Origin of the sequence: Halobaculum rarum (genome assembly GCF_040025155.1) — an archaeon.
GTDB lineage: Archaea > Halobacteriota > Halobacteria > Halobacteriales > Haloferacaceae > Halobaculum > Halobaculum rarum.
Window position 1 is genome coordinate 1,456,525 of sequence record NZ_CP157275.1, and the last position, 22,420, is coordinate 1,478,944.

At 66.2% G+C, this 22,420-nt stretch carries 15 protein-coding genes, 2 tRNA genes and 3 rRNA genes; 9 read left to right on the top strand and 11 right to left on the bottom strand.

All coding sequences use genetic code 11. From position 1 onward, the window contains the following. Nucleotides 1–59: 59 nt before the first annotated feature. The 6 genes from ABJD39_RS07715 to ABJD39_RS07740 all read right to left on the bottom strand — a co-directional run bounded on the left by ABJD39_RS07715 (nt 60) and on the right by ABJD39_RS07740 (nt 6,209). Nucleotides 60–135 (bottom strand) — tRNA-Cys (locus ABJD39_RS07715). A gap of 154 nt (nt 136–289) precedes the next feature. Continuing rightward, nucleotides 290–411 (bottom strand): 5S ribosomal RNA (gene rrf, locus ABJD39_RS07720). 108 nt (nt 412–519) lie between these two features. Beyond that, nucleotides 520–3,451 (bottom strand): 23S ribosomal RNA (locus ABJD39_RS07725). A gap of 211 nt (nt 3,452–3,662) precedes the next feature. Next, nucleotides 3,663–3,734, bottom strand: a tRNA-Ala gene (locus tag ABJD39_RS07730). 105 nt (nt 3,735–3,839) lie between these two features. Then, a 16S ribosomal RNA gene (locus tag ABJD39_RS07735) occupies nt 3,840–5,311 on the bottom strand. Together the 16S, 23S and 5S rRNA genes with 2 tRNA genes alongside form the textbook arrangement of a ribosomal RNA operon. A gap of 589 nt (nt 5,312–5,900) precedes the next feature. Further along, nucleotides 5,901–6,209, bottom strand: a complete 309-nt coding sequence (locus ABJD39_RS07740; RefSeq protein WP_348613601.1) for a non-histone chromosomal MC1 family protein — start codon at nt 6,207–6,209, stop codon at nt 5,901–5,903. A gap of 269 nt (nt 6,210–6,478) precedes the next feature. Between ABJD39_RS07740 and ABJD39_RS07745 the strand changes: the two genes are divergently transcribed. After that, entirely contained in the window at nt 6,479–6,676 is a 198-nt protein-coding gene (locus ABJD39_RS07745) for a hypothetical protein (RefSeq protein WP_348613602.1), read from the top strand. Between the two features lie 60 nt (nt 6,677–6,736). After that, complete coding sequence (locus tag ABJD39_RS07750; protein WP_348613603.1) at nt 6,737–7,792, top strand: quinone-dependent dihydroorotate dehydrogenase; 1,056 nt, start codon at nt 6,737–6,739, stop codon at nt 7,790–7,792. Between the two features lie 5 nt (nt 7,793–7,797). Here the strand turns inward: ABJD39_RS07750 and ABJD39_RS07755 are convergent, their stop codons facing one another. The 3 genes from ABJD39_RS07755 to ABJD39_RS07765 form a co-directional block, all read right to left on the bottom strand. Beyond that, on the bottom strand, nt 7,798–8,070 hold the full coding sequence (locus tag ABJD39_RS07755; RefSeq protein WP_348613604.1) for a hypothetical protein: 273 nt from the start codon (nt 8,068–8,070) through the stop codon (nt 7,798–7,800). Then, nucleotides 8,067–8,336, bottom strand: coding sequence for a hypothetical protein (locus ABJD39_RS07760; protein WP_348613605.1), 270 nt, complete (start codon nt 8,334–8,336; stop codon nt 8,067–8,069). The genes ABJD39_RS07755 and ABJD39_RS07760 overlap by 4 nt, the downstream gene beginning before the upstream one ends. An 82-nt stretch (nt 8,337–8,418) precedes the next feature. Beyond that, entirely contained in the window at nt 8,419–11,076 is a 2,658-nt protein-coding gene (locus ABJD39_RS07765) for a valine--tRNA ligase (RefSeq protein WP_348613606.1), read from the bottom strand. A 161-nt stretch (nt 11,077–11,237) separates the two neighbouring features. Here ABJD39_RS07765 and ABJD39_RS07770 point away from each other — a divergent pair, with 161 nt between their 5' ends. Beyond that, nucleotides 11,238–11,942, top strand: a complete 705-nt coding sequence (locus tag ABJD39_RS07770; protein ID WP_348613607.1) for an SDR family NAD(P)-dependent oxidoreductase — start codon at nt 11,238–11,240, stop codon at nt 11,940–11,942. Between the two features lie 800 nt (nt 11,943–12,742). Next, nucleotides 12,743–15,085 carry a DEAD/DEAH box helicase gene (locus ABJD39_RS07775; RefSeq protein WP_348613608.1) on the top strand — a complete coding sequence of 781 codons (2,343 nt, stop codon included), beginning with the start codon at nt 12,743–12,745 and terminating at the stop codon, nt 15,083–15,085. A gap of 49 nt (nt 15,086–15,134) precedes the next feature. Here ABJD39_RS07775 and ABJD39_RS07780 read toward each other — a convergent pair whose 3' ends face one another. Further along, complete coding sequence (locus ABJD39_RS07780) at nt 15,135–15,788, bottom strand: HAD family hydrolase (protein ID WP_348613614.1); 654 nt, start codon at nt 15,786–15,788, stop codon at nt 15,135–15,137. A gap of 294 nt (nt 15,789–16,082) precedes the next feature. Between ABJD39_RS07780 and ABJD39_RS07785 the strand changes: the two genes are divergently transcribed. The 4 genes from ABJD39_RS07785 (at nt 16,083) to ABJD39_RS07800 (ending at nt 20,099) form a co-directional block, all read left to right on the top strand. Then, on the top strand, nt 16,083–16,859 hold the full coding sequence (locus ABJD39_RS07785) for a topoisomerase DNA-binding C4 zinc finger domain-containing protein (protein ID WP_348613609.1): 777 nt from the start codon (nt 16,083–16,085) through the stop codon (nt 16,857–16,859). A gap of 111 nt (nt 16,860–16,970) precedes the next feature. Beyond that, complete coding sequence (endA, locus tag ABJD39_RS07790; RefSeq protein WP_348613610.1) at nt 16,971–18,032, top strand: tRNA-intron lyase; 1,062 nt, start codon at nt 16,971–16,973, stop codon at nt 18,030–18,032. After that, a complete protein-coding gene (locus ABJD39_RS07795; RefSeq protein WP_348613611.1) occupies nt 18,029–19,678 on the top strand; it encodes a tryptophan--tRNA ligase in 1,650 nt (549 codons plus the stop codon). The genes endA and ABJD39_RS07795 overlap by 4 nt, the downstream gene beginning before the upstream one ends. 271 nt (nt 19,679–19,949) lie before the next feature. After that, the gene (locus ABJD39_RS07800; RefSeq protein ID WP_159663173.1) at nt 19,950–20,099 is read left to right on the top strand and encodes a hypothetical protein; all 150 of its coding nucleotides are present in this window, start codon (nt 19,950–19,952) and stop codon (nt 20,097–20,099) included. Nucleotides 20,100–20,144: 45 nt separating this feature from the next. Here the strand turns inward: ABJD39_RS07800 and ABJD39_RS07805 are convergent, their stop codons facing one another. Next, nucleotides 20,145–21,128, bottom strand: coding sequence for an ornithine cyclodeaminase family protein (locus ABJD39_RS07805; protein WP_348613615.1), 984 nt, complete (start codon nt 21,126–21,128; stop codon nt 20,145–20,147). Between the two features lie 118 nt (nt 21,129–21,246). Between ABJD39_RS07805 and ABJD39_RS07810 the strand changes: the two genes are divergently transcribed. Beyond that, the gene (locus tag ABJD39_RS07810) at nt 21,247–22,401 is read left to right on the top strand and encodes an NAD(P)/FAD-dependent oxidoreductase (RefSeq protein WP_348613612.1); all 1,155 of its coding nucleotides are present in this window, start codon (nt 21,247–21,249) and stop codon (nt 22,399–22,401) included. Nucleotides 22,402–22,420 lie beyond the last annotated feature (19 nt).

Sequence of the window (22,420 nt, forward strand, 5' to 3'; positions counted from 1 at the left end):
CGCGGCATCTCACCATACAACAGGTATGGCTTTGAACTAAGTATATAAAGTCGGTATCAAGCCAAGGGCCGGATTTGAACCGGCGTGGTTCTCCTCTGCAGGGAGATGCGTATGGCCGGACTCTGCCACCTTGGCGCAGATGAAGAAAGTCGTGTGAGGCGGTTAAGTGTAGCGGATCCGTGTGTCGTAGGGTGATCAGGCGGTGCTGTTTGTGATCGCTGTCGCTCACGACTGCTGTAAATGGAAAAAGCCCACCAGCGGGATGCTGGTGGGCTTGTGTAGTATGAGTGGTGGGCGGCGAACCGGTGTTTCCAGAGGCTCTCGCACTCCAGGACTTACCGGAACGCTGGCGGGCTTAACTTCCGTGTTCGGGATGGGTACGGGTGGTGCCCCGCCGCTGTGGCCGCCCGAAGGCCGACCATCGGGAACGATCCGATGTGATGCCTGCGTCGGTCTCCGACCGATAATGTACGTGCAATCCAGGTAACGCCTGGACCCGTTCATGGGTCCCAGTGCATATGAGTGTGGCTTGGTCTGTTAGTGCTCGCGGGCTGAACGTCTCGTTGCCTCGACGCGTACACCCCGAGTCTATCGAACTCGTCTTCTACGAGTGACCTCCGTGGTACTTCTTTTTCAGGTGGGTTTCGAGCTTAGATGCGTTCAGCTCTTACCCCGTGTTGCGTAGCTTCTCGGCAGCTGCCCTTTCGGACAACCGATACACCAGTGGCAACCATTCGTAGTTCCTCTCGTACTATACGAACGTTCCCGTCAAGTACCGTAACACCCCCAATAGATAGCAGCCGACCTGTCTCACGACGGTCTAAACCCAGCTCACGACCTCCTTTAATAGGCGAACAACCTCACCCTTGCCCGCTTCTGCACGGGCAGGATGGAGGGAACCGACATCGAGGTAGCAAGCCACGCGGTCGATATGTGCTCTTGCGCGTGACGACTCTGTTATCCCTAAGGTAGCTTTTCTGTCGTAAATCCGGGCCATTGAGGCCCTTGATCCGTTCGCTAGACCACGCTTTCGCGTCAGCGTCACTCGCTTGGAATGACACTGTCAGACTTCCTTGTGCTCTTGCGCTCTTCCGCGGGTTCCTGTCCCGCGTGAGGAAATCTTGGGGCGCGCTCGATATCTTTTCGAGCGCGTACCGCCCCAGTCAAACTGCCCGGCTACCGGTGTTCTCCTCCCGGAGTGAGAGTCGCAGCCACTGACGGGTAGTATTTCAGTGATGTCTCGGTGGCCCGCTGGCGCGGGTACCTGTGTGATGACTCCTACCTATCCTGCACGTCAGCGGCCACGTCTCAGCGACAGCCTGCAGTAAAGCTCTATAGGGTCTTCGCTTCCCCTTGGGGGTCTCCAGACTCCGCACTGGAACGTACAGTTCACCGGGCCCAACGTTGGGACAGTGTGGCTCTCGTTGATCCATTCATGCGAGTCGCTACTGAAGCGACAAGGTACTACGCTACCTTAAGAGGGTCATAGTTACCCCCGCCGTTGACAGGTCCTTCGTCCTCTTGTACGAGGTGTTCAGATACCTGCACTGGGCAGGATTCAGTGACCGTACGAGTCCTTGCGGATTTGCGGTCACCTGTGTTGTTACTAGACAGTCGGAGCCACCGAGTCACTGCGACCTGCCCCGTCGAGGGCAGGCATCCCTTATTGCGAACGTACGGGACTAACTTGCCGAATTCCCTAACGTCGGTTGCTCCCGTTGGTCTTGGCTTGCTCTGCCAGGGTACCTGTGTCGGATCTCGATACGAACATCACGCTCGTCTTTTCACGGGCTCTAGATAGGACCGACTTGCGCTGTCTCAGGCTTCTCACGCTTCGTGCCATTACGGCTTCCACGCGGTTCCCTGATTGGACCGGGCGAATGCCCGGCTCGATCGTCTCCAAAGCGTCGACTTTCAGTGCGTGATGGCACTGGAATATTAACCAGTTCCCCGTTTGTCCGGTTCGAATTGCGGCCGGACTTAGGATCGGCTAACCCTCGGCTGATTGGCAGTGCCGAGGAACTCTTACCCTTCAGACCTTCGGGGTTCGCACCCGAATATCGCTGCTACTGTGACCAGGATTGTCGTTACTGAGCGGTCCACGCGAGCTCTAGCCCGCGCTTCCATCCGCACAGTACGCCGACCTACACGGTCCCCCTGTGATGGGGGCGGTTAGGTATCAGAAGTGGATTTGAGTCCCGTTCATTTTGGGCGCCTTGAACCTCGGCCGGTAAGCTGTTACGCTTTTCTTAGCGGGTAGCTGCTTCTAAGCTCACCTCCCGGCTGTTTAGGGCTCAAGACTACCTTCTGAGGATTACACTTAATCCACATTTTGGGTCATTAACCTAACTCTGGGTTGTTCCCCTCACGGTGCCCAAGCTTACCCCGGGACACCGGACTCCCTCCGTCGACAGCGTTCGTACGTTCGGAGTTCGACAGAGAGGCCGACTCCTCTCGGAGGCGGGTCTCTCAATCGGTGGCTCTACCGCACGAACTACCTTAGGAGAGGTCATGCTTCGACATGTTTCGGTCGGAACCAGCTGTTGCCGAGTTCGATGGGCCTTTCACCCCTACTCCAAGATCACGCGAGGGTATTGTAGGACACCAACGCTAACGGACCTCCACGTGCCTTTCGGCACGCTTCATCCTGCCTCGGAGTAGATCACTCGGTTTCGGGTCGTACTTCGTCGACTCCCCGCGCTTGAACACGGTGGCCCTCGTCGTAAGACTGCGGCCATATCGGTTTCCCTGCGCCTTCCTCGATGATCGAGTTAGACTCGCCGGAGAAGTACACTCCCTGGTTCGTTTTTCAAAACGCACGACGCGACTTCGGCTCCCCACTCGTCTTACTGGAGACTCGCGTCTCGGTCATTCTGAGTGGGGCCTTGTAAGCCCCGTCGCTCTATCGCCAGTTGATTTCAGGCCCTATTGCACCGCCCTTCTCGGGGTGCTTTTCAGCGTTCGCTCACGCTACTTGTTCGCTATCGGTCTCGAGGAGTGTTTAGTCTTCTCAGTCGATGCCTGAGATATTCACGAGGGATATCCAACCCCCGCTACTCTGGGAACTGATCCGCAGACCGCATTCGTGATACGGGACTGTCGCCCTGTATCGTGCTCCGTTCCAGGAGACTTCTCACGAATCCGAGCTGCTTGGTATCAGCCCGAACACCACATTGCCTGCGAGGTGTGAACCTCGAGGCTTCGGTTTGGACTGTGTCGCGTTTACTCGCCGTTAGTAACGACATCTCGGTTTGATTTTTCTTCCTGCTCCTACTGAGATGTTTCAATTCGGAGCGTTCCCCATTGCGCAAAGCAATTGTAGAGGGATTCCCATTCGGAGATCCGTAGTTCTTCGCCTCCATGCGGCTCCCTACGGCTTATCGCAGCTTGGCACGTCCGTCGTCGGCTCTCGAGCCGAGCCATTCACCAACTGGCACAGTAGCCAATTGACTGATGGTACACTGTGACCCAGTGAACGGGTCCAGTGGACGTCTGGATTGCACGTACATACGGTCGTCATCGCACGTCACGTGGGTGTCACGCGAGCGTGCTCAACCCTTCCCATCCCCGCTCTCGCGGAATGGTGCATCGGTCTTGCGTCGGGTATCATCGTATCGCCGTCGGCCGTATAAGGCACACGGTTCGCGATGACCCCGAAGACATGGACCCACTGGGATTCGAACCCAGGGCATCCTCCTTGCAAAGGAGGCACTCTACCACTGAGCTATGGGCCCACCCCCGTCAGGGGGCGTGAGCGAGCCTCGATAGTTCGAAGGTGCCCGATCGGCGTCGGGAACGGACCGAAAGGTGAGCCAGGGCGTCGCCCTGGTCTCGATCTGTGGAGGTGATCCAGCCGCAGATTCCCCTACGGCTACCTTGTTACGACTTAAGCCCCCTTGCGAAGCCCAGATTCGACCTGGCAACCCAGGCCTCATCCGGACCTCACTCGGGTGCTTTGACGGGCGGTGTGTGCAAGGAGCAGGGACGTATTCACCGCGCGCTTGTGACACGCGATTACTACCGAATCCAGCTTCATGTGGGCGAGTTTCAGCCCACAATCCGAACTACGACCAGGTTTCTGAGATTACCGTCCCCTTTCGGGGTAGGAACCCATTGTCCTGACCATTGTAGCCCGCGTGTAGCCCAGCCCATTCGGGGCATACTGACCTACCGTTGCCCGTTCCTTCCTCCGCCTTGGCGGCGGCAGTCTCCCTAATGTACCCAACGACCTCGTGGGTCTTGCTGGCAATTAGGGACGCGGGTCTCGCTCGTTGCCTGACTTAACAGGACGCCTCACGGTACGAGCTGACGGCGGCCATGCACCTCCTCTCTGATCGTCTGCTAAGCTCATCACACTGAGCGTCATTCGAACAGTCGGGGCTGGTGAGATGTCCGGCGTTGAGTCCAATTAAACCGCAGGCTCCTCCGGTTGTAGTGCTCCCCCGCCAATTCCTTTAAGTTTCATCCTTGCGGACGTACTTCCCAGGCGGTTCGCTTCTCGGCTTCCCTACGGCACAACACAGACTCGTAGTCTGCGTCGCACCTAGCGAACATCGTTTACAGCTGGGACTACCCGGGTATCTAATCCGGTTCGAGACCCCAGCTTTCGTTCCTGACCGTCGGATCAGTTCTCTCGAAGTGCTTTCGCCATCGGTGGTCCGTCCAGGATTACAGGATTTCACTCCTACCCCGGACGTACCCTTCGAGTCTCCCTGTCCCAAGCCGGGCAGTTTTCGCCGGACGCCTACCAGTTGAGCTGGTAGATTTCCCGACGAACTTGCCCGGCCGGCTACGAACGCTTTAGGCCCAATAAAATCGGTCATCACTCGAGCTGCCGGTATTACCGCGGCGGCTGGCACCGGTCTTGCCCAGCTCTTATTCGTGCACCGCCTTAGGGTGCACAAAAGCGAAGGCACTATGCCTCCGCACTCGGAGTCCCCCTATCGCACTGTCGTGCAGTGTAAAGGTTTCGCGCCTGCTGCGCCCCGTAGGGCCCGGAATCTTGTCTCAGATTCCGTCTCCGGGTTCTTGCTCTCACAACCCGTACCGATTATTGGCACGGTGGGCCGTTACCCCACCGTCTACCTAATCGGCCGCAGCCTCATCCTACGGCGTCGGAACGTTTCCGGCTCCCGGCGTTCCAGCGTGGGAGCAGTATCCGGGATTAGCCTCAGTTTCCCGAGGTTATACCGGTCCGTAGGGTAGATTGGCCACGTGTTACGGAGCTATTCGCCACGGGTCTGAACCCGTGCGACTAGCATGGCTAAATCGGACTCCGATAGCAATGACCTCCGGCAGGATCAACCGGAATGTTCCTCCCCGTGAAGGGAGGGGGTGGCGGGAAGTCACGCGCAAAGCGTGACTTCACCATTGCGTGGTCCATGTTCGGCGACACCGATCGGGTGACACCGAACTATCGAGGCTCACATCAGATACCGTCTTGCGGCGGACCGCAGGGGCGGAATCCTCATCTCTTGCGGATATCAACGTACTTCGCGTGAGGACTTAACCCCTTCGAAGCCCGTTGACGAGGCGAACCGCGGCGGGGTTGAACCGCCTCGACTCGCGTCGTGTCTTCGCATTACATCCGATGCCTTTGCCGCTGATAAGGGCATCGGAACGAACTTCGACACACCCCGGAAGGGTGTGCCGTGTCGCCCGGGGCGTCCCGTGCGACCTTCGCATTTCATCGGATGGTAGGGGAACATAAAAGGCCGTCGTCTCGGACCCGCCACGTCATGCGGTTTCACGGATCGGCGTTGTGAACGATCGTGTATGACAGGCAGTGACTGCAGTCGATCCCGCCCCCGAGGGCGTTCCCACACGGACTTCGAACCGCTCCGACGGTCGGCGGCGTCGTGACTGATGGACCGAGATCCAAAGAACGGACAGTGCGCAGATCAGCTCTCGAGGTGCTCGATACCCTTCTTAGCCACGTTGGCTTCGGTGATCTCGTCGGGCATCCAGTCGGGCTTATTGTCCGGTGCGGACTCTCGCCAGGACCACCCCTCGTAGATGTGGACCTTGTCAGTCCCTTTCTCTCGGAGCCGGAGTTCGATGCGTTCGGCCGCGTCCTCGGAGCTCGCCGGTTCGAGCCGCCGGGCGGCTTTCAGCGCTGCCTGTCGCGGCGTGTTGCCGGAGAAGACGCTCTCCTCGGTGCCGTCGCCCTCGCGTAGCGCGAAGTTCCGCTTACCGTCCTCACGTACCATGGTTTTTCGCCTCCGTGTGAAGCGAACACACACTGTATGATAAACGTATCGGGGAAATTACTGCATCTTCGGGGAAAGATTCATGTGTTCGGTGCGACGAACGCCGGTTCTTCCGGGGTTCATCGCGGCGTCTGACCGCGACGATGGACTCCCTGTGTCGGATCTCTCAGGGGCGTGCCCGAGGGCGACGCGTGCCCGCCCGTCGGACACGGACGGGCGTAAACAACACTTATGTGTCTCGTCGGGGGACTCACGGGGTACCGAAGGCGATGGTCCGGAAGAAGACGCTCAGTCCGAGTGGCGCCAAGGACGAGAACGGCGAGTACCACAACGTCCACGTGAACCTGCACGAGGACGAGCTCGCTGTCGCCGGCATGGAGATCGGCGACGAAGTGTTCGTTCGCGTCCGCGACGGCAAGATTATCATCCAGAAAGCGGACGCCGACGAGGTAGAACACGACTTCTGACGCCAGGTAACCCCCGCAGTTCAAGAGCGTGCCCGGTCTGAGACACCGACAAGCACCGCAATGAGGGCCTACGATTTCGCGAAGCCGGCGCTGTACGCACTTCCTGCCGAAACCGCCCATGAGACCATCCAACGACTGTTGCGCGCCGTCCAAGGAACGCCGATCCAGTCGTTCCTCCGCGATCGATACGCCGTCAGTGACGAACGGTTGGAGACGGACGCGTTCGGCGTCGGGTTTCCGACGCCCGTCGGCGTCGCCGCCGGATTCGACAAGAACGCCCGCGTCCCCCGCGCGCTAGCCGCGCTCGGCTTCGGCCACGTCGAGGTCGGCGGCGTCACTGCGGAACGCCAGCCCGGAAACCCGCGTCCGCGGATGTTCCGCCTACGCGAGGACGAGGCCATCGTCAACCGGATGGGGTTCAACAACGAGGGCGCCGACATCGTAGGCGACCGGCTCAACCGCGAGCCCGCGCCCGACGTCCCACTCGGCGTCAACGTCGGCAAGTCGAAAGCCACTCCCCTGGAGGACGCCGCCACCGACTACCTGTACACGTACGAGCGTGTGGGCGCACACGCGGACTACGTGGCGGTCAACGTCTCCTCACCGAACACCCCGGGGCTCCGTTCGCTCCAGAACCGTGACTCGCTGGAACAGATCCTCGGGACCCTCTCAGACGCCGGTGCTGACCCGCTCCTCGTGAAGTTCTCCCCGGATCTTCCCGAACCCGCCGTCGAGGAGGCGCTCGCCGTCGTCGACGACCTCGGTCTCGACGGCGTCATCGCGACGAACACCACGACCGAACGGCCCGACACCCTCCGGAGCCCCCAGCAGGCCGAACGAGGCGGACTCTCGGGTAAACCGATCGAAGCGCGGGCGACGAGCACGGTCCGGTTCATCGCGGAGCGCACGGACGTGCCGGTGATCGGGGTCGGCGGTGTCTCGGACGCCGCGGGCGCGTACGCGAAGATCAGAAACGGCGCGAGCCTCGTCCAGTTGTACACCGGCCTCGTCTACGAGGGACCGAGCATCGCCTGCGACATCAACGAGGGACTGCTGGAACTGCTGGAGCGCGACGGCTTCGACTCCGTCGCCGACGCGGTCGGCGCGGACTTGTAGCCGGATCAGGCACCGAGCGTGACGAGCAGGACTGCCGCCGAGATCGCTCCGAGGCCGACTCCGAGGGCCGCGAACGCCGGCCGAGAGGCGACCCCGTTCAGGTCGTCCCCGCGGACCAGCGGTCGGCCGAAGATCCACAGAACGCCGAGTCCGACGAGGAGGGACAGTCCGGCGTCGGAGAGCGCGCCGTTCGTGTACTCGACCACGCCGACCGCGATCTGGCACGCCCCCGAGAACGCGAAGCCGCCGAGCGAGAGGACACGCGGATCCGGCCTCACGCGAACAACACCCCGAGCGTGAGGACGGCCGAGAGGACGCCGGACGCGACGCCGACAGCGACGAACAGGGGCCGGGTCGCGAGGCCGTTCAGGTCGTCACCGCGCAGGAGCGCGCGGACGAACACGCCGGCGACCAGCAGCCCCCCGAGGACGGAGAACAGTGGGTTCGCCGGCGTGTCGGTGCTCGCGTACATGGCGGCGCCGAGGAGGACCTGCGAGACGCCGGCGACGACGAAGCCGCCCAGCGAGAGGGCACGTCGGTTCACGGGTGAAGGTGCGACCACGTCGAGAAGACGGTTGGGGTCGACGGCGAGGGAGTTTCCCGGTGAGCGGTTGACGCTGGGAACGCTACTCCCCGTCGTGAACGATGACGACCGCGTCCTCCGGCTGGAGCAGTTCCCCGGTGCCGGAGTAGCGCCGCTCGCGCTCGACCTCGAACAGGTCCGCGCCGAGCGTTTCGCCGGCGACGTGGAGTTCGCCGTCGACGATCTCGTAGTCCTCCTGTGCGAGCGCGGCCTCGATGTCGCCGACCTGCTCGCCGTACTGGGGACCGACCTGCGCGTAGTCGAGGTCGATGCCGACGATCACCGACTCGATCTCGGGCTCCTCGTCGAGGACGATGAGTTCGCCGACGTTCATCACGCCGCGGACGTCGTCGCCGAACGCCGCGAGGTCGCCCTCGCCGTACACCTCAACGCGACCCAATTCGGCGTTGAGCGGGAGCCCGCGCTCGCTCTTGTACCGACGGAGCGCCCCGACGACCGACATCGCGGCGACGCCGGCCTCGTGGTCGGCCTCGACGCCCAGCGGCTCGGGCCAGTCGCGTAAGTGGATCGAGTCGAAGTCGTCGCCCGCGCGGTCCTGGGCGTACATGTCCCGCCACAGTTCCTCCGTGACGTGTGCGATCATCGGCGCGAACAGCTTCAGGAAGCGCTCGTGGGCGACCGACAGCGTGTATCGGGCGGCCGGGTTGTCGTCCTCCGCCTCTCGGACGCGGGTCTTGGCGACCTCGAGATAGTCGTCACAGAACGTGTGCCAGAAGAACCCTCGTAGGTCGTCGCGGGCCTTCGAGAACTCCCGGTTCTCGAGCTGCTCGGTGAGCGTCTCGGTGAGATCGTCCAGTTCCGCGAGCAGCCAGCGGTCCAGTTCGCGGAGGTCCTCGTGGCCGAGGTCGGGGCGGTCCTCGCGCGCGTCGCCGACTAAGGACTCGACGAGCTTCGAGGCGTTCCACAGCTTCTGGAGGAGCTTCTCGCCCGCGCGGAGCCCCTTCTCGTTGTACGGGAGGTCGTCGCCGATGGCCGATCCGGCGGCCCAGAAGCGCGCGGCGTCGACGGGGTACTCCGCGAGCACCTCCCGCGGGAGCACGACGTTCCCCTTCGATTTGGACATCGCCTCGCGGTTCTCGTCGAGCACCATCCCGTTGATGAGCGTCTGCTCGAACGGCACCTCGCCGGTGTGCTCGTAACACTTGACGACGGTGTGGAACAGCCAGAAGCTGATGATGTCGTGGCCCTGGGGGCGCATGTCGAACTTGTACAGCTCCGGGTGCTCCATCGTGTACTCCTCTGCCTCCCCGTCCCAGTCCCAGCCGGCGTTGATGAGCGGCGTCAGGCTGGATGTGGCCCACGTGTCCAGCACGTCCTCCTCGGGTTCGAACTCGTCGTGGCCGCATTCCGGGCAGGCGTCGACCGGCGGGTCGTCAGACAGCGGGTCGACCGGGAGGTCGGTCTTGTCCGCGATGATCTCCTCGCCGCAGTCGTCGCAGTACCACACCGGGAACGGGATCCCCGAGGAGCGCTGGCGGGAGATGAGCCAGTCCCACTGGAGCCCCTCGACCCAGTGCTTGTACCGGGTGAACATCTTCTCGGGGAACCACTCCATCTCCCGACCCGCTTCCAAGTACTCGTCGGCCTTGTCGAGCATCCGGATGTACCACTGCTCGGTGACGAGGAACTCGACGCTCGTCCCGCAGCGCTCGTGGACGTTGACCGTGTGGGTGATGGCGCGGCGGTCCAGCAGCGCGCCCGCGTCGTCGAGGTCCTCGACGATCGCCTCGCCGGCCTCCGTCGAGTGCATCCCCTCGTACCCCTCGGCGACCTCGGTCATGTGACCGGACTCGTCGATGGCGACGCGCAGGTCCAGGTCGTGGATCTGGTACCACTCGATGTCGTTCTGGTCGCCGAACGTACAACACATGACGATCCCCGACCCGGTCTCCATGTCGACGCCGTCGTCCGCGAGGATCGGGACCTCGTGGCCGAACAGCGGGATCTCGGCGGACTCGCCGACGAGGTGCTGGTTGTCGTCGTCGTCGGGGTGGACGAAGACGGCGACGCACGCGGGGAGCAGTTCCGGCCGCGTCGTCGAGATAGTGAACTCCTCCTCGCTCCCTGCAACGCCGAAGGCGATGTCGTGGAAGTGGCTGTCCTGCTCGTCGTCCTCGGTCTCGACCTGCGAGATGGCGGTCTCGCACTCGGGACACCAGATCGCGGGCGCCTTCTCGCGGTACTCTCGGCCCTGCTCGTACAGATCGATGAACGAGAGCTGGGAGATGCGCTGGACGCGCGGCTCGATCGTCTGGTAGGTGTGGTTCCAGTCGACCGAGACGCCCAGTCCCTGGATGTTCTCGGTGAACTGCTCCTCGTAGTTGGCACACACCTCGCGGCACTTGCGCTGGAACTCCCTCCGCTCGAAGTCCTGATGGCGGATGTCGAGTTCGTCCTCGGTGAGCCGTTCGGAGGCGATGCCGTTGTCGTCGTAGCCGAACGGGAAGAACGTCGTCTCCCCGTTCATGCGCTCGAAGCGGGCGACGAAGTCCTGCAGGGTGAACCCGTACAGGTGGCCCATGTGGAGGTCGCCGGATACCGTCGGCGGCGGGGAGTCGATGGAGAAGACGGTGTTCGGGTCGGTCGCGGCCTCCTCGTCGTACGCGTACGTCTCCTGGTCGACCCAGCGCCGCTGCCACTCGGGCTCTGTGGTCTCCGGGTCGTAATCCCCACTGGGCATTTCACACGTACTTCCCCGGAACGCCTGTTAAGCGACTCGGTTGTGGGGAAGCGTGTGCCACGACCGACGGACGGTCGGGTGTCGCAGCGGCGGCATCCGCCACCGCGGCGGCGGCGACCGTCCGGCCAACGGTTATGCTCCGGCCCCCCGACGCCCCTCCCATGACCACAGCAGTCATCGCGGGCGTCGGACCGGGACTGGGCGAGTCGATCGCGCGGCGCTTCGCCGCCGAAGGCTGCGAGGTCGGACTGCTCGCGCGCAGCGGCGGGTATCTCGACGAGTTGGTCGCGGATCTCCCGACGGACGCGGTCGGCGTCGCGACCGATCTGTGCGATTCCGCCGACATCGCGGCCGCCTTCGACCGCGTCCGTGACGACCTCGGTCCCGTCGACGTGCTCGTGAACCACGCCAGCGCCGCCTCGTGGACCGGACTGCGAGACACCTCGCTGGACGCGTTCGACCGCGCCTACGAGGTCGGCCCGCGCGCGGACTTCCTGTGTTCGCAGGCGGCCGTCCGCGACATGCTCGACGAGGACCGCCCCGCCGACGAGCGCGGCGGGACGATCATCTTCACGGGCGCGACCACGTCCGTGCGCGGGCGCGAGGGCGCGGTGGGCTTCTCGATGGCGAAGTTCGGCTCCCGGGGGCTCGCCGAGTCGATAGCCAGAGAGCTCGGCCCGGAGGGCGTCCACGTCGCCCACGCCGTGATCGACGGCGGCATCCTCGGCCCCGAGGTGGAGACGGACACGCCCGAGGAGTACCTCGACCCCGACGCGATCGCCGACAGCTACTGGCACCTCGTGCAACAGGACCGCAGCGCGTGGACGCTGGAGCTGGACCTCCGGCCGCACGTGGAGGAGTTCTAACCGACCACTTTTCACGGGGGCCTCGCGCGCCTCCGGAAGACTCGCTACGCTCGGTCTTCCGTGCTCCCGTTCGCTTCGCTCACGGGAGCTTCGGCGCGCTCGACCCCCGCCAAAACCCGTCGATGCTGCAGGAACGCGAAGCGTTCCTGCTGCTAACCAGACGCCGCAGGCGTCTGGTGATGCGGTCGGATTCGAAGAATCCGACTGCTAATCAGAATCGCTCCGCGATTCTGATGATGATCAAAAGGCCGCTCGCTCGGCCTTCGGCCTCGTTCGCGGTACAACTGCTGGTGACACCGGAGGGGCGCGCGCCGACGGGCCTCCGTGCCCGTCGGACGCGCGCGAGGGACGAACGAGGGCGAAGCCCGAGTGAGTCGGCTGGGGAGGCTCACGCGAGCAAAGCGAGCGTGAGTTCGTCGGAGCTTGCTCCGACGTACGTGTGGCGGTGCGGTCGTGGTCGGGTGGGACTGAAAAGGGCCGCGAGTGTGCGGGAAGCCCGGTCCCGTAAGCACCGCAGCGAAGAGAACGAAGTGACCGTAGTGAGGAGGGCCGCGCGAGCGCACACTCGCGGGGGCTTTCGCGAATCGACCGCTCCTACTCGGACACGGCGGATACGTACACGAACACGACCCCGCCCGATCAACCGCAGAGGGAAAGGTTCATCCGCCGAAGCGCCCCGACCTACTCGTAGTTGCCGGCGCGGTCCGCCGACGCGATCTGACTCGATCCGATCCCCCAACCCCGACCGACCGCGGACCGCGCCACCCCGAGATCCAACCGCCCATGACGACACCCAACGAATGAAAGTCGCAGACGCCGTCCCGGAGTTCGCCGACGCGTTCGGCTTCGAGGAGTTCAACCGCATGCAGCGGGAGGCGCTGCCGGCCATCCTCGAGCGCGACGACAACGTCGTCGCCGCGGCCCCGACCGCCTCCGGCAAGACCGCGCTCGCCGAACTCGCGATCTGTGAGACGCTCAAGGACGACGGTACCGCCCTCTTCATCGCCCCGATGCGCGCGCTCACCAACGAGAAGGAGGCCGAATGGGAGCGATTCGAAGACCTCGGCTACTCCGTGTACGTCGTCACCGGCGAGCGCGACCTCAACCCCCGGCGCGCCGAGCGCGCCGACATTCTCGTGATGACGCCCGAGAAGACCGACTCGGCGACGCGCAAACACGAGTCCGCCCGCTACGACTTCATCAACGACGTGGACTGCTGTGTCATCGACGAGGTCCACCTGCTCGATTCCGACAAGCGCGGCGCCGTCCTCGAAGTCACGGTCTCGCGCCTGCGCCGTATCTGTGACCCCCGCGTCGTCGCGCTGTCGGCGACGATGCCCAACGTCGGCGACGTGGCCGAGTGGCTCGACGCCCCGCCGGAGACGACGTTCGAGTTCGGTGACGACTACCGCCCGGTCGATCTGGAGACCGGCGTCAAGACGTACACCCACGGCGACAATTCCTTCGCGGACAAGTACCGCCGCCTCTACCGCGCGCTCGATCTCGCGGAGCCCCACATCCGCGAGGAGGGGCAGGCGCTCGTGTTCGTCTCCTCCCGACAGGACACCGTCATGGCCGCCAAGAAGGCCCGCGACGAGGTCGGCGAGCGCGACCTCGAGATGGGCGCCCGCGGCGACTACGACTTCCACACCGCGGCGAAGGAACTGGACAACGACACGCTCCGGCACTCGGTCGTCGACGGCGTCGCCTTCCACCACGCGGGGCTCTCGAAGAACGACAAGGACCGCGTCGAGCGGTGGTTCAAGGAGGGGAAGATCCAGCTGCTCTTCTCCACCTCGACGCTCGCGTGGGGCGTGAACCTCCCCGCTCGCTGCGTCGTTATCCGGGACACGAAGTACCACGACCCGCTGGAGGGCGAGGTCGACATCAGCCCGCTCGACGTGCTCCAGATGCTCGGGCGGGCGGGTCGACCGGGGTACGACGACGTGGGGTACGGCTGGGTCGTCTGCGACCGCTCCGACGCCGACAAGTACCGGACCCTGCTGCGGGAGGGCAAGGAGATCGAGTCCCGGCTCGCGGAGGACCTCGACTCGCACCTGAACGCCGAGATCGCCCTCGGAACCATCTCCGGGCTCGACGACGTGATGTCGTGGCTGGAGACGACGTTCTACTACGTGCGCGCGGAGACGAAGCCGGACGCGTACGACTTCGAGGGCGTCCGCGACCGCGTGCGCGACACGCTCGACTCGCTGGTGGATCGGGGATTCGTCGAGACCGACGACCAGCTCGGGGTAGCGGCGACCACACTCGGCCGGCTCGCATCGAAGTACTACCTCCGGATGGAGACGGCCGAACGGTTCGCCGAGCTCGGCGAGCGGGAGACGATCGACGAGAGCGCCGTCCTGCACGTCGTCGCCTCGGCCGCCGAGTTCGACTCCGCCTCCTCGCGCTCCTCGGAGGCCGACGCCGTCGACCGCGTGCTCTCGGATGTGGACACCGACCTGGAGGACGGCAACCGAAAGGTGCTCGCTATCCTCCACGCGGCGGTCCGCGGATCGATGCCCTCGGATCTCCGGTCTGACGCGTGGATCATCCAGCAGAACGCGCTACGCCTGCTCGCGGCGCTTCGGGAGTTCGCCGACGCCGTCGCCGGCCCGCGCGCGGCGAACCTCGTGCGTCGCGTCGAAGCGAGGGTCGAACACGGCGTCAAGCGCGAGGCGGTCGGCCTCACCGCCATCGAGGGCGTCGGCGAGGGACGCGCGGAGTCGCTGTCGGCTGGCGGGCTCACCACCCCAGCGGACGTGATCGCCGCCGGGACCGACCGACTCACTCGGGCGGGTCTCTCGGAGGGGGTCGCCGAGCGCGTGCTGCGCCAGGCGGAGGACCTCCCGAATGCTGTCGTCGAGTGGGGCGCGTTCCCCGACTCGATCGGCGTCGGCGAAAACGAGATACTGGAGGTCACGGTGCGGAACGTCGGCGGCAGCGCCCGCGCCGGGATCCGCGTCACCGCCAACGGCGTCGAGATGACCGAGAAGACGCTCTACCTCAGCGACGAGACGACCGTCCCCGTCGGCGTGTTCGGCGCGCCCGGCGAGGCGGAGATGCGCTATGAGGTGGAGATCGTCTACCCCGAGTTGCCGTTGCTCCCCGAGACGGACTCGCGGATCGTCCGCGTGGACTGATAAGGTCGGTCGCACCTACGTATCGGGTCGACCGCACGCCGGCGTGCGGTCACTCCCGAAGTGACGTACGATCGACCCTGTGACGCACCGCGGCGAACAGCGCTTCCGGGTCGTCCCGGTCGACCACCAGATCCGCCGCCGAGAGGTCGGTGTCCGCGTTGTGGTCGTCGCGGACGGCGATCGTGTACGCGCCCGAGCGAGCGGCCGCGAGCACCCCATTCTCCGAGTCCTCGATCGCGACCGCGCGGTCGACCGTCCCGCCCATGTCGCGGATCGCCTCCTCGTACAGGCCCGGCTCGGGCTTGCCCGGACCGTCGAACTCCTCGGCCGGTGCGATCAGATCGAATGCCAGATCGAATCGGTCGAGTACCACCTCGATCCAGTCGCGCGGCGACGACGAGACGAGCGCGACGGAGACGCCCGCGTCGCGCAGTGCGTCAACGAACGCTCGGGCGCCCGCCAGCAGTTCGACCTGATCGCCGTAGATCGACTTCGCCGTCTCCTCGTACAGCGCCATGAACTCGGCTTTGTCGACGGTCACCTCGTAGTGCTCGGCGAGATAGTCGTAGATCTCGCCGTAGTACATCCCGGTCACCTCGTCCAGTTCCGGGGTCGGAGAGCCGTCGGCGAGCACCCGCGGCAGGATCTCCTCGCGCTCGGCGACGTGCCAGTAGTCCTCGGAGTCGACGAGCACGCCGTCCATGTCGAAGCAGACGACGACGGACGCGGCGGCGCTCGCCTCCGTCTGGACGGTCCCCGGCGTGGAGTCGGGACGGTCGGCCGTCGAGGAGTCGGTCGTGTCCGCCGAGTCGGTGGCTTGGGGAGCGTCGGTCCCGTCCGCCGCCTCCGGGGCATCGCTGTCGGATGACTCAGACATATCCCTACGATGCTCGGGCGCGGGGATGGGCGTTCCGGCCCGGCCACCGGGACCGACTGGCGCGCCCGATCTCCCGGCACGAAGCGAGAGTCCAAGTAGGGAAACGGCACCAGCCACCCTATGCCAGCGACCTCCACCGTCCTCGCGGGCGACTGCACGACGCGGTTCGAGACGACGACCGGCGACACCCGCACCCAGCGCGGGCGCGTCATCGTCCTCACGAAGCCCGACCGCACGCTCTTGGTTCACGACCGCTCGGGCTATCAGCCGGTCGCGTGGCTCACGCGCGCCGACTCGCTCACGGTCGAGGCCGACGACGACGGCTTCGCCGTCACCGCCCACGACGCCGGCCGCACCCTCTCGGTCCGATCGCACGACGCCGGCGAGGTTGTGGAGTTGCCGGTCAGCGACGCCGGCGTCCCCGTCGGCGAGTGTCCAACCTCCGACTGCGGGGCCGCGCTGGTACGCAGCGGCGGCGACGTGGTCTGTCTCGGCTGTGACGAGGGCTACGGTCTCCCGTCGGGCGCGACGGTCCACGACGACGACACCTGCGACGACTGCGGGCTCCCGCTGATGACCGTCGAGCGCGGCGAGTCGCTCCGACTGTGTATCGACTACGCGTGCGACTCGATGACCGAGGCCGTCCGCGACGCGCTCGACCGCCGCTTCGACTGTCCCGACTGCGGCCGGGACCTCCGCGTTCGGGAGCACCGCGGCCGGGCGTTCCTCGGGTGTGACGGCTACCCCGACTGTGAGACGGCGTTCTCGGTGCCCGCGGGCGTGTTTGCCGGCGAGTGTACCTGCGGCCTCCCGCGCTTCGAGACCGCGACGGGGGTGCGCTGTCTCGACGGCACCTGCGAACTGGACCGGCCGGCCGACCCGGACCGACAGCCCTGAGCGACCGTCGACGACGCGACGCATCCGCGGCAGCGATAGCTTCGACACGGCGTGACACGGCGAGACACACGATCACAGCCCCTATACGCCGACCACCCACCCGTACACACAATGAACGCGACACTCGACGGCGACGTCGTCCGCACGCGCGGCGACGCCCGCCAGCGCTTCCACGACGCCCGGGGGTACGGACGGGCCGACGGCCCGGACGTGACCCTCGCACGCGTGGAGGCGGCGCACCTGCTGTACCGCGGCGACCTCGAGTCGGTGTCGGGGAAGAACTTCCGGGCGTTCTTCCGCGACAGCGTCGCGAGCGAACCGGGCTTCGCCGCCCGGTTCCTCGTGTACGCCGACCTCCGCGAACGGGGGTTCTACCTCGCGCCCGCTCGTGCGGGGTGGCCGGGGAGCGCGGGCGGAGCCGACGGGGACGCGGGCCGCGACGGCAGCTCCGACGCCGACATCCTCGTGTTCGAGCGCGGCGAGAAGCCCGGCGGACCAGTCGCCCACCGCGTCCGCGTCGTCGGCGAGCGCGAGGAGTTGACGACCGCCGACCTCGTCGGCCGGACGCTCGCGGTCGTCGACGAGGAGAGCGAGGTGTCGTATTTCGGCTGCGCGGCCGGCGGCGGCTTCGACGGCCGCACCGAGTACGATCTGCCCGTCGACCAGGAGGCTGACCTGCTGGACGACCGCGTCGTCTGCTGGTCGCCGCCGGCGGCCCTGTACGAGTCGGCGTTCTACGGCCAGCCCGTCTCCGGCCGCGACGACGCCGACGTTGACGCGCTTCAGCTGTCGCTGCTGGAGGCCGCGGACCTCGCAGCCCGCGGCGCCGTCGACCTCGACGCCGACGCGGTGATCGACCGCGGCCGTGAGGTCGAGGGCGAGCGGTTCGACCGCCGGCTCTCGGTGTACCGCGAGCTTCGCAACCGCGGGGTCGTCCCGAAGACCGGCTACAAGTTCGGCGCCGACTTCCGGACCTACGACGCGGTGGAGTCCGTGGCAGATCTTCCTCACTCCGAGTGTCTCGTGCGGGTGGTGACGCCCGACCACCGCTTCCATCCGCGGGAGCTCGCGCTGGACGTCCGCCTCGCCGGCGGCGTGCGGAAGCGAATGGTTTTTGCGCTCGCCGGCGACGACTCGAACGACTACCTGACGGTCGAGCGACTCACCCCATGAGCGACGACGACACCAGCCCCGCACGGGGCACCGGCGGAGCCGACAGCGAGGAGGATCGGGCGCGAACAGGCGGAGACGAGGAGCGCTCGCGCTCCGAGGGACGTCGGGCCGTGCCCGACGGTGGCGTCGCGCTCGACCCGTGGGGCTCGGCGACCGTCGCCGACTACCGCGAACTGTTCGAGGAGTTCGGCATCGAGGAGTTCGAGGCGATCATCGACGAGGTGCCCGAGCCGCACTACCTCATGCGCCGGGGGGTCATCTTCGGCCACCGCGACTACGGCGCCGTCGCCCGCGCGCTCGCCAACGACGAACCCGCCGCCGCCCTCTCGGGGTTCATGCCCACCGGCGATCCCCATATCGGTCACAAGCTCGTGTTCGACGAGCTGATCTACCACCAGGGGCAGGGCGCCGACACGTACGGACTCATCGCCGACCTCGAAGCTCATTCCGCCCGTGGCCTGACGTGGGAGGAGATCGACGAGCACGCCCGCGACTACCTCCTGTCGCTGCTCGCGCTCGGGTTCGACCCGGAGGACGGTGAGCTGTACCGCCAGTCGACGAACCGTCGGCTGCAGGACCTGGCGTTCGAGTTGGGATCGAACGCCCGCTTCGCGGAGTTCGAGTCCATCTACGGCTTCGGCGGGGAGACGTCCGTCTCGCACATGCAGTCGGTCGTCACCCAGATGGCGGACATCCTCTACCCGCAGCTCGACGAGCCGAAGCCGACCGTCATCCCGGTCGGGCCGGATCAGGACCCGCACGTCCGGTTCGCGCGCGACATCGCGCGCAAAACGCGGTACTTCAAGGTGACCGAGGCGTTCGCCAGCCCCGAGTTCGACGCCCCGGAGCGCGTGCTCGTCCGCCGTATCTACGACGAGCGCGAGGCGTGGGCCGACGACCCCGAGACGCCGCGCTGTGAGGACGCCGCCGACTACCTGCGCGAGGCCGAGGTCGACGCGGAGTTCGAGACGGCCCGCACCGGCGCCGTCGAGAAGCTGGAGAACGCCGGCATGGAGCCGCTTCGTCCCCGGACGCGCTTCCTCGACCGCAACGCCGACGAGGACGCCTTCGAGGCGCTGATCGAGGCGGTACCGGGCGAGAAGCGCGCCTTCGATGCCCACATCGACTCCTTCGAGTTGGACCGCGAGGAGGCGGAAGAGCTCGCGCGGGAGGTCGAGGTCGACAACGGCGGGTTCGGCTTCTACACGCCCTCGTCCATCTATCACCGCTTCATGACCGGCCTGACGGGCGGGAAGATGTCCTCCTCCATCGAGGCGAGCCACATCTCGCTGCTCGACGACCCCGAGGAGGGGTACGACAAGGTGAAGTCGGCGACGACCGGCGGCCGCGAGACGGCCGAGAAGCAGCGCGAGTTGGGCGGGAAGGCCGACGAATGCCCGGTGTACGAGCTGTACGCCTACCTGCTCGCGGGCGACGACGACGACTTCGCCGAGGAGGTGTACGAGGAGTGCGTCGGCGGCGAGCGCCTCTGTGGCGGCTGCAAGGAGCAGGCGGCGACGTTGATGAAGGAGTTCCTCGCCGAGCACCAGGAGAAGCGCGAGGAGGCCGAGGAGCTGCTCGCGGAGCTGGACATCGATCTCGACGTGGACGGGTCGCGGCGGGGGATCCCCGGCGACGAGGAGTAGCGCGGCCGAGCGAACGGAGTGAGCGAGGCCGCGGGAAACGGCGTTCACAAATCGCTCCGCGATTTGTGCGCTCACGAGACCGACGGTCTCGTGAACGGCGAGCTTTCGGGTGAGCCGCCCAGAAGGATAGCGAGGCGCGAGCAACGCGAGCGCCTCGGAAGGACGGCGGCGAGGGCTCTGTGCCGAGCCGCCGATGTCGACCGGCAGCCGAATATCGGATCCGAGTCGTCGACCGAAAGAGATATTGACACGTCGTGTAAGGTAGGGGTAAATGGAGTATACGTTCGAGTGTGAGTGTGGCGAGGAGGTGTCGGACTTCACGCGGGGAGGCGACGTGGAAGTCAGCACCGTCGCGGTCTGTGAGGAGTGTGGCACGACCTACGGACTCACGATCACGGCGATCCAGAGCGGCGGCGAGTAGCCGGCAGACTCCCGCTCAGTAGCCCTCAGCCGTTCGCACCCGCGCTCAGAACGCGATCGCTATCCCGTCTTTCCCCCTCGCGTCCCTCCACAGGTAGTTCGCGGTCGCCGTGTCCAACACCGCCGAGCCGACGCTCTCGACGACGATCACCTCGTCGGCCGATTCCCGCCCGGCCTCGCCCTCGAACACGTCCGAGAGCGGTCGCAACCGCTCCGGGTCGACGCCGTTGTCGACGATGTCGCCGATACCGGCGACCTCGTCGGGCACGTCCGCGAACACTCGGTCCGCCCGCTCGAACGTCGCGCGGTCGAGTTCGCACATCCCGGCCTCGTAGGCGCCGACCGCGACCACCAGTGTCCCGTCGGCGAGCGTGTCCCCCGGGAACACCGGCGTCTCGCTCGTCGTCGCGGTGACGACCACGTCCGCGTCGCGGACGGCCGCCTCCGCCGAGTCGACCGCCACGGCGTCGATCCCCTCGTGGCGGAGGTCCGCCGCACAGCCCTCGCGCGAATCGGGCGTCGGGGAGTAGATCTGCGCCCCGTCGACACCGCGGGCCGCGTCGATCGCGCGGGTCTGCCAACGCGCCTGCTGGCCGGCGCCGATCACCGCGAGGTCGACCGGTCCCGTTCCCGCGGATAGTTCCCGAGCCGCGAGCCCCCCGATACAGCCCGTCCGGGCGTTCGTGATCCGTTCGCCGGCGAACAGCGCGAGCGGCTCGCCGTTCGCCGCGTCCGTGAGCAGCACCTGCGCCTGCACCGTCGGCCGGTCGACCTCAGCGGCGGCGTTACCGGGGAACACGGACGCGAGCTTCGTCGCGTACGCCGGGTCGCCGTGGATGTACGCGGGCATCGCGAGCCCGGTGCCCGCCGGCTCATCGCGGCCGTCGAGCCCCTCGCCGACCGGGAAGTGCGGCCGGTCGGGACGCTCGACCTCGTCGCGACCCTGCTTCAGGAACGCCCGCTCGACGACCCCGAGGAGGTCGTCCAGCGAGAGCAACGAGGCGACCGCATCGTCGTCGTAGACGTGCATGGACGATAGGTCGCTGGCGGCGGACTTCGGTGTTTCCTCGCGCTTCGAAACGTCGTCGGGCCGCCCGCCGGCCGGGCCGGCGGCAACGTTCATGTAATGCGGTACCATGGGTCGGGACATGCACGTCGCGGTCGTCGGCGGCGGGATCGTCGGGGTGGCGAGCGCGTACGAACTCGCCGTCCGTGGCGCCGACGTGACGCTGTTCGAGCGTGGGAGCCTCGGCGCCGGCAGCACCGACCGCGCGCTCGGCGGGATCCGCGCGCAGTTCTCAACCCACACCAACGTCGAGCTCTCCGTCGCCTCCATCGAGGTGTGGGACGAGTTCGAGGAGCGCTTCGGCGTCGATATCGACCGCCGTCAGACGGGCTACCTCTTCGTGACCCGCGACGGCGACACCGCCGACGTCTTCGCCGATCAGGTGGCGATACAGAACGAGTACGGCGTCGAGAGTCGGACCGTCTCCCCCGAGGAAGCCACCGAGCTGTGTTCCGGGCTCCGCGCCGACGAGTTCGTCGCGGGGACGTACTGCCCGGACGACAGCTTCGCCGACCCGCACCTCGCGCTCCAGGGATACGCCCGCTCGGCGCGGGAGGAGGGCGTCGAGATCCGCACGAACACGCCCGCCGCCGGGCTCGACCCGCGCGAGTCGGGCGTTCGGGTCGAACTCGCCGACGACCCCGGCGGGAGCGTCACGGTCGACGCCGCCGTCAACGCCGCCGGCGCGTGGGCGCCGCGACTCGCCGAAACCGCGGGCTATGATCTCCCGATCGTGCCGCACCGCAGGCAGACCGCGGTCGTCGAGCCGGAGCGCCCGGTCCCCGAGTCCGATCCGCTCGTCATCGACGCGGACACGACCGCGCACTTCCGACCCGAGCGCGACGGGCGCGCGCTCGTCGGCGGCCACTTCTCGGAGACGGACCCGGTCGTCGACGCCGATCGCTTCTCGGAGACGCCCGACACCGACTGGGCCGTCGAGGCGGTCGAGCGTGCCGGCGAGGTCGCCGACTACTTCGGCCCCGAAAGCTGTCTCGCGGGCGGGTGGGCCGGCCTATACGCGGTAACGCCCGATCACCACGCGATCGTCGAGGAGTCCGTACCGGGTGTCGTCACGGCCGCGGGGTTCTCCGGCCACGGCTTCCAGCACGCGCCGGCGACCGCGCGGGTCGTCGCGGAGCTAGTGCTCGACGGCGAGTCGTCGACCGTGGACGTGTCGGGGCTCGACAGGGGTCGCTTCGAGCGCGGCGAGGGCCCGACCGAACGGAACGTCGCGTGAAGCAGTATCGGAACGGCTG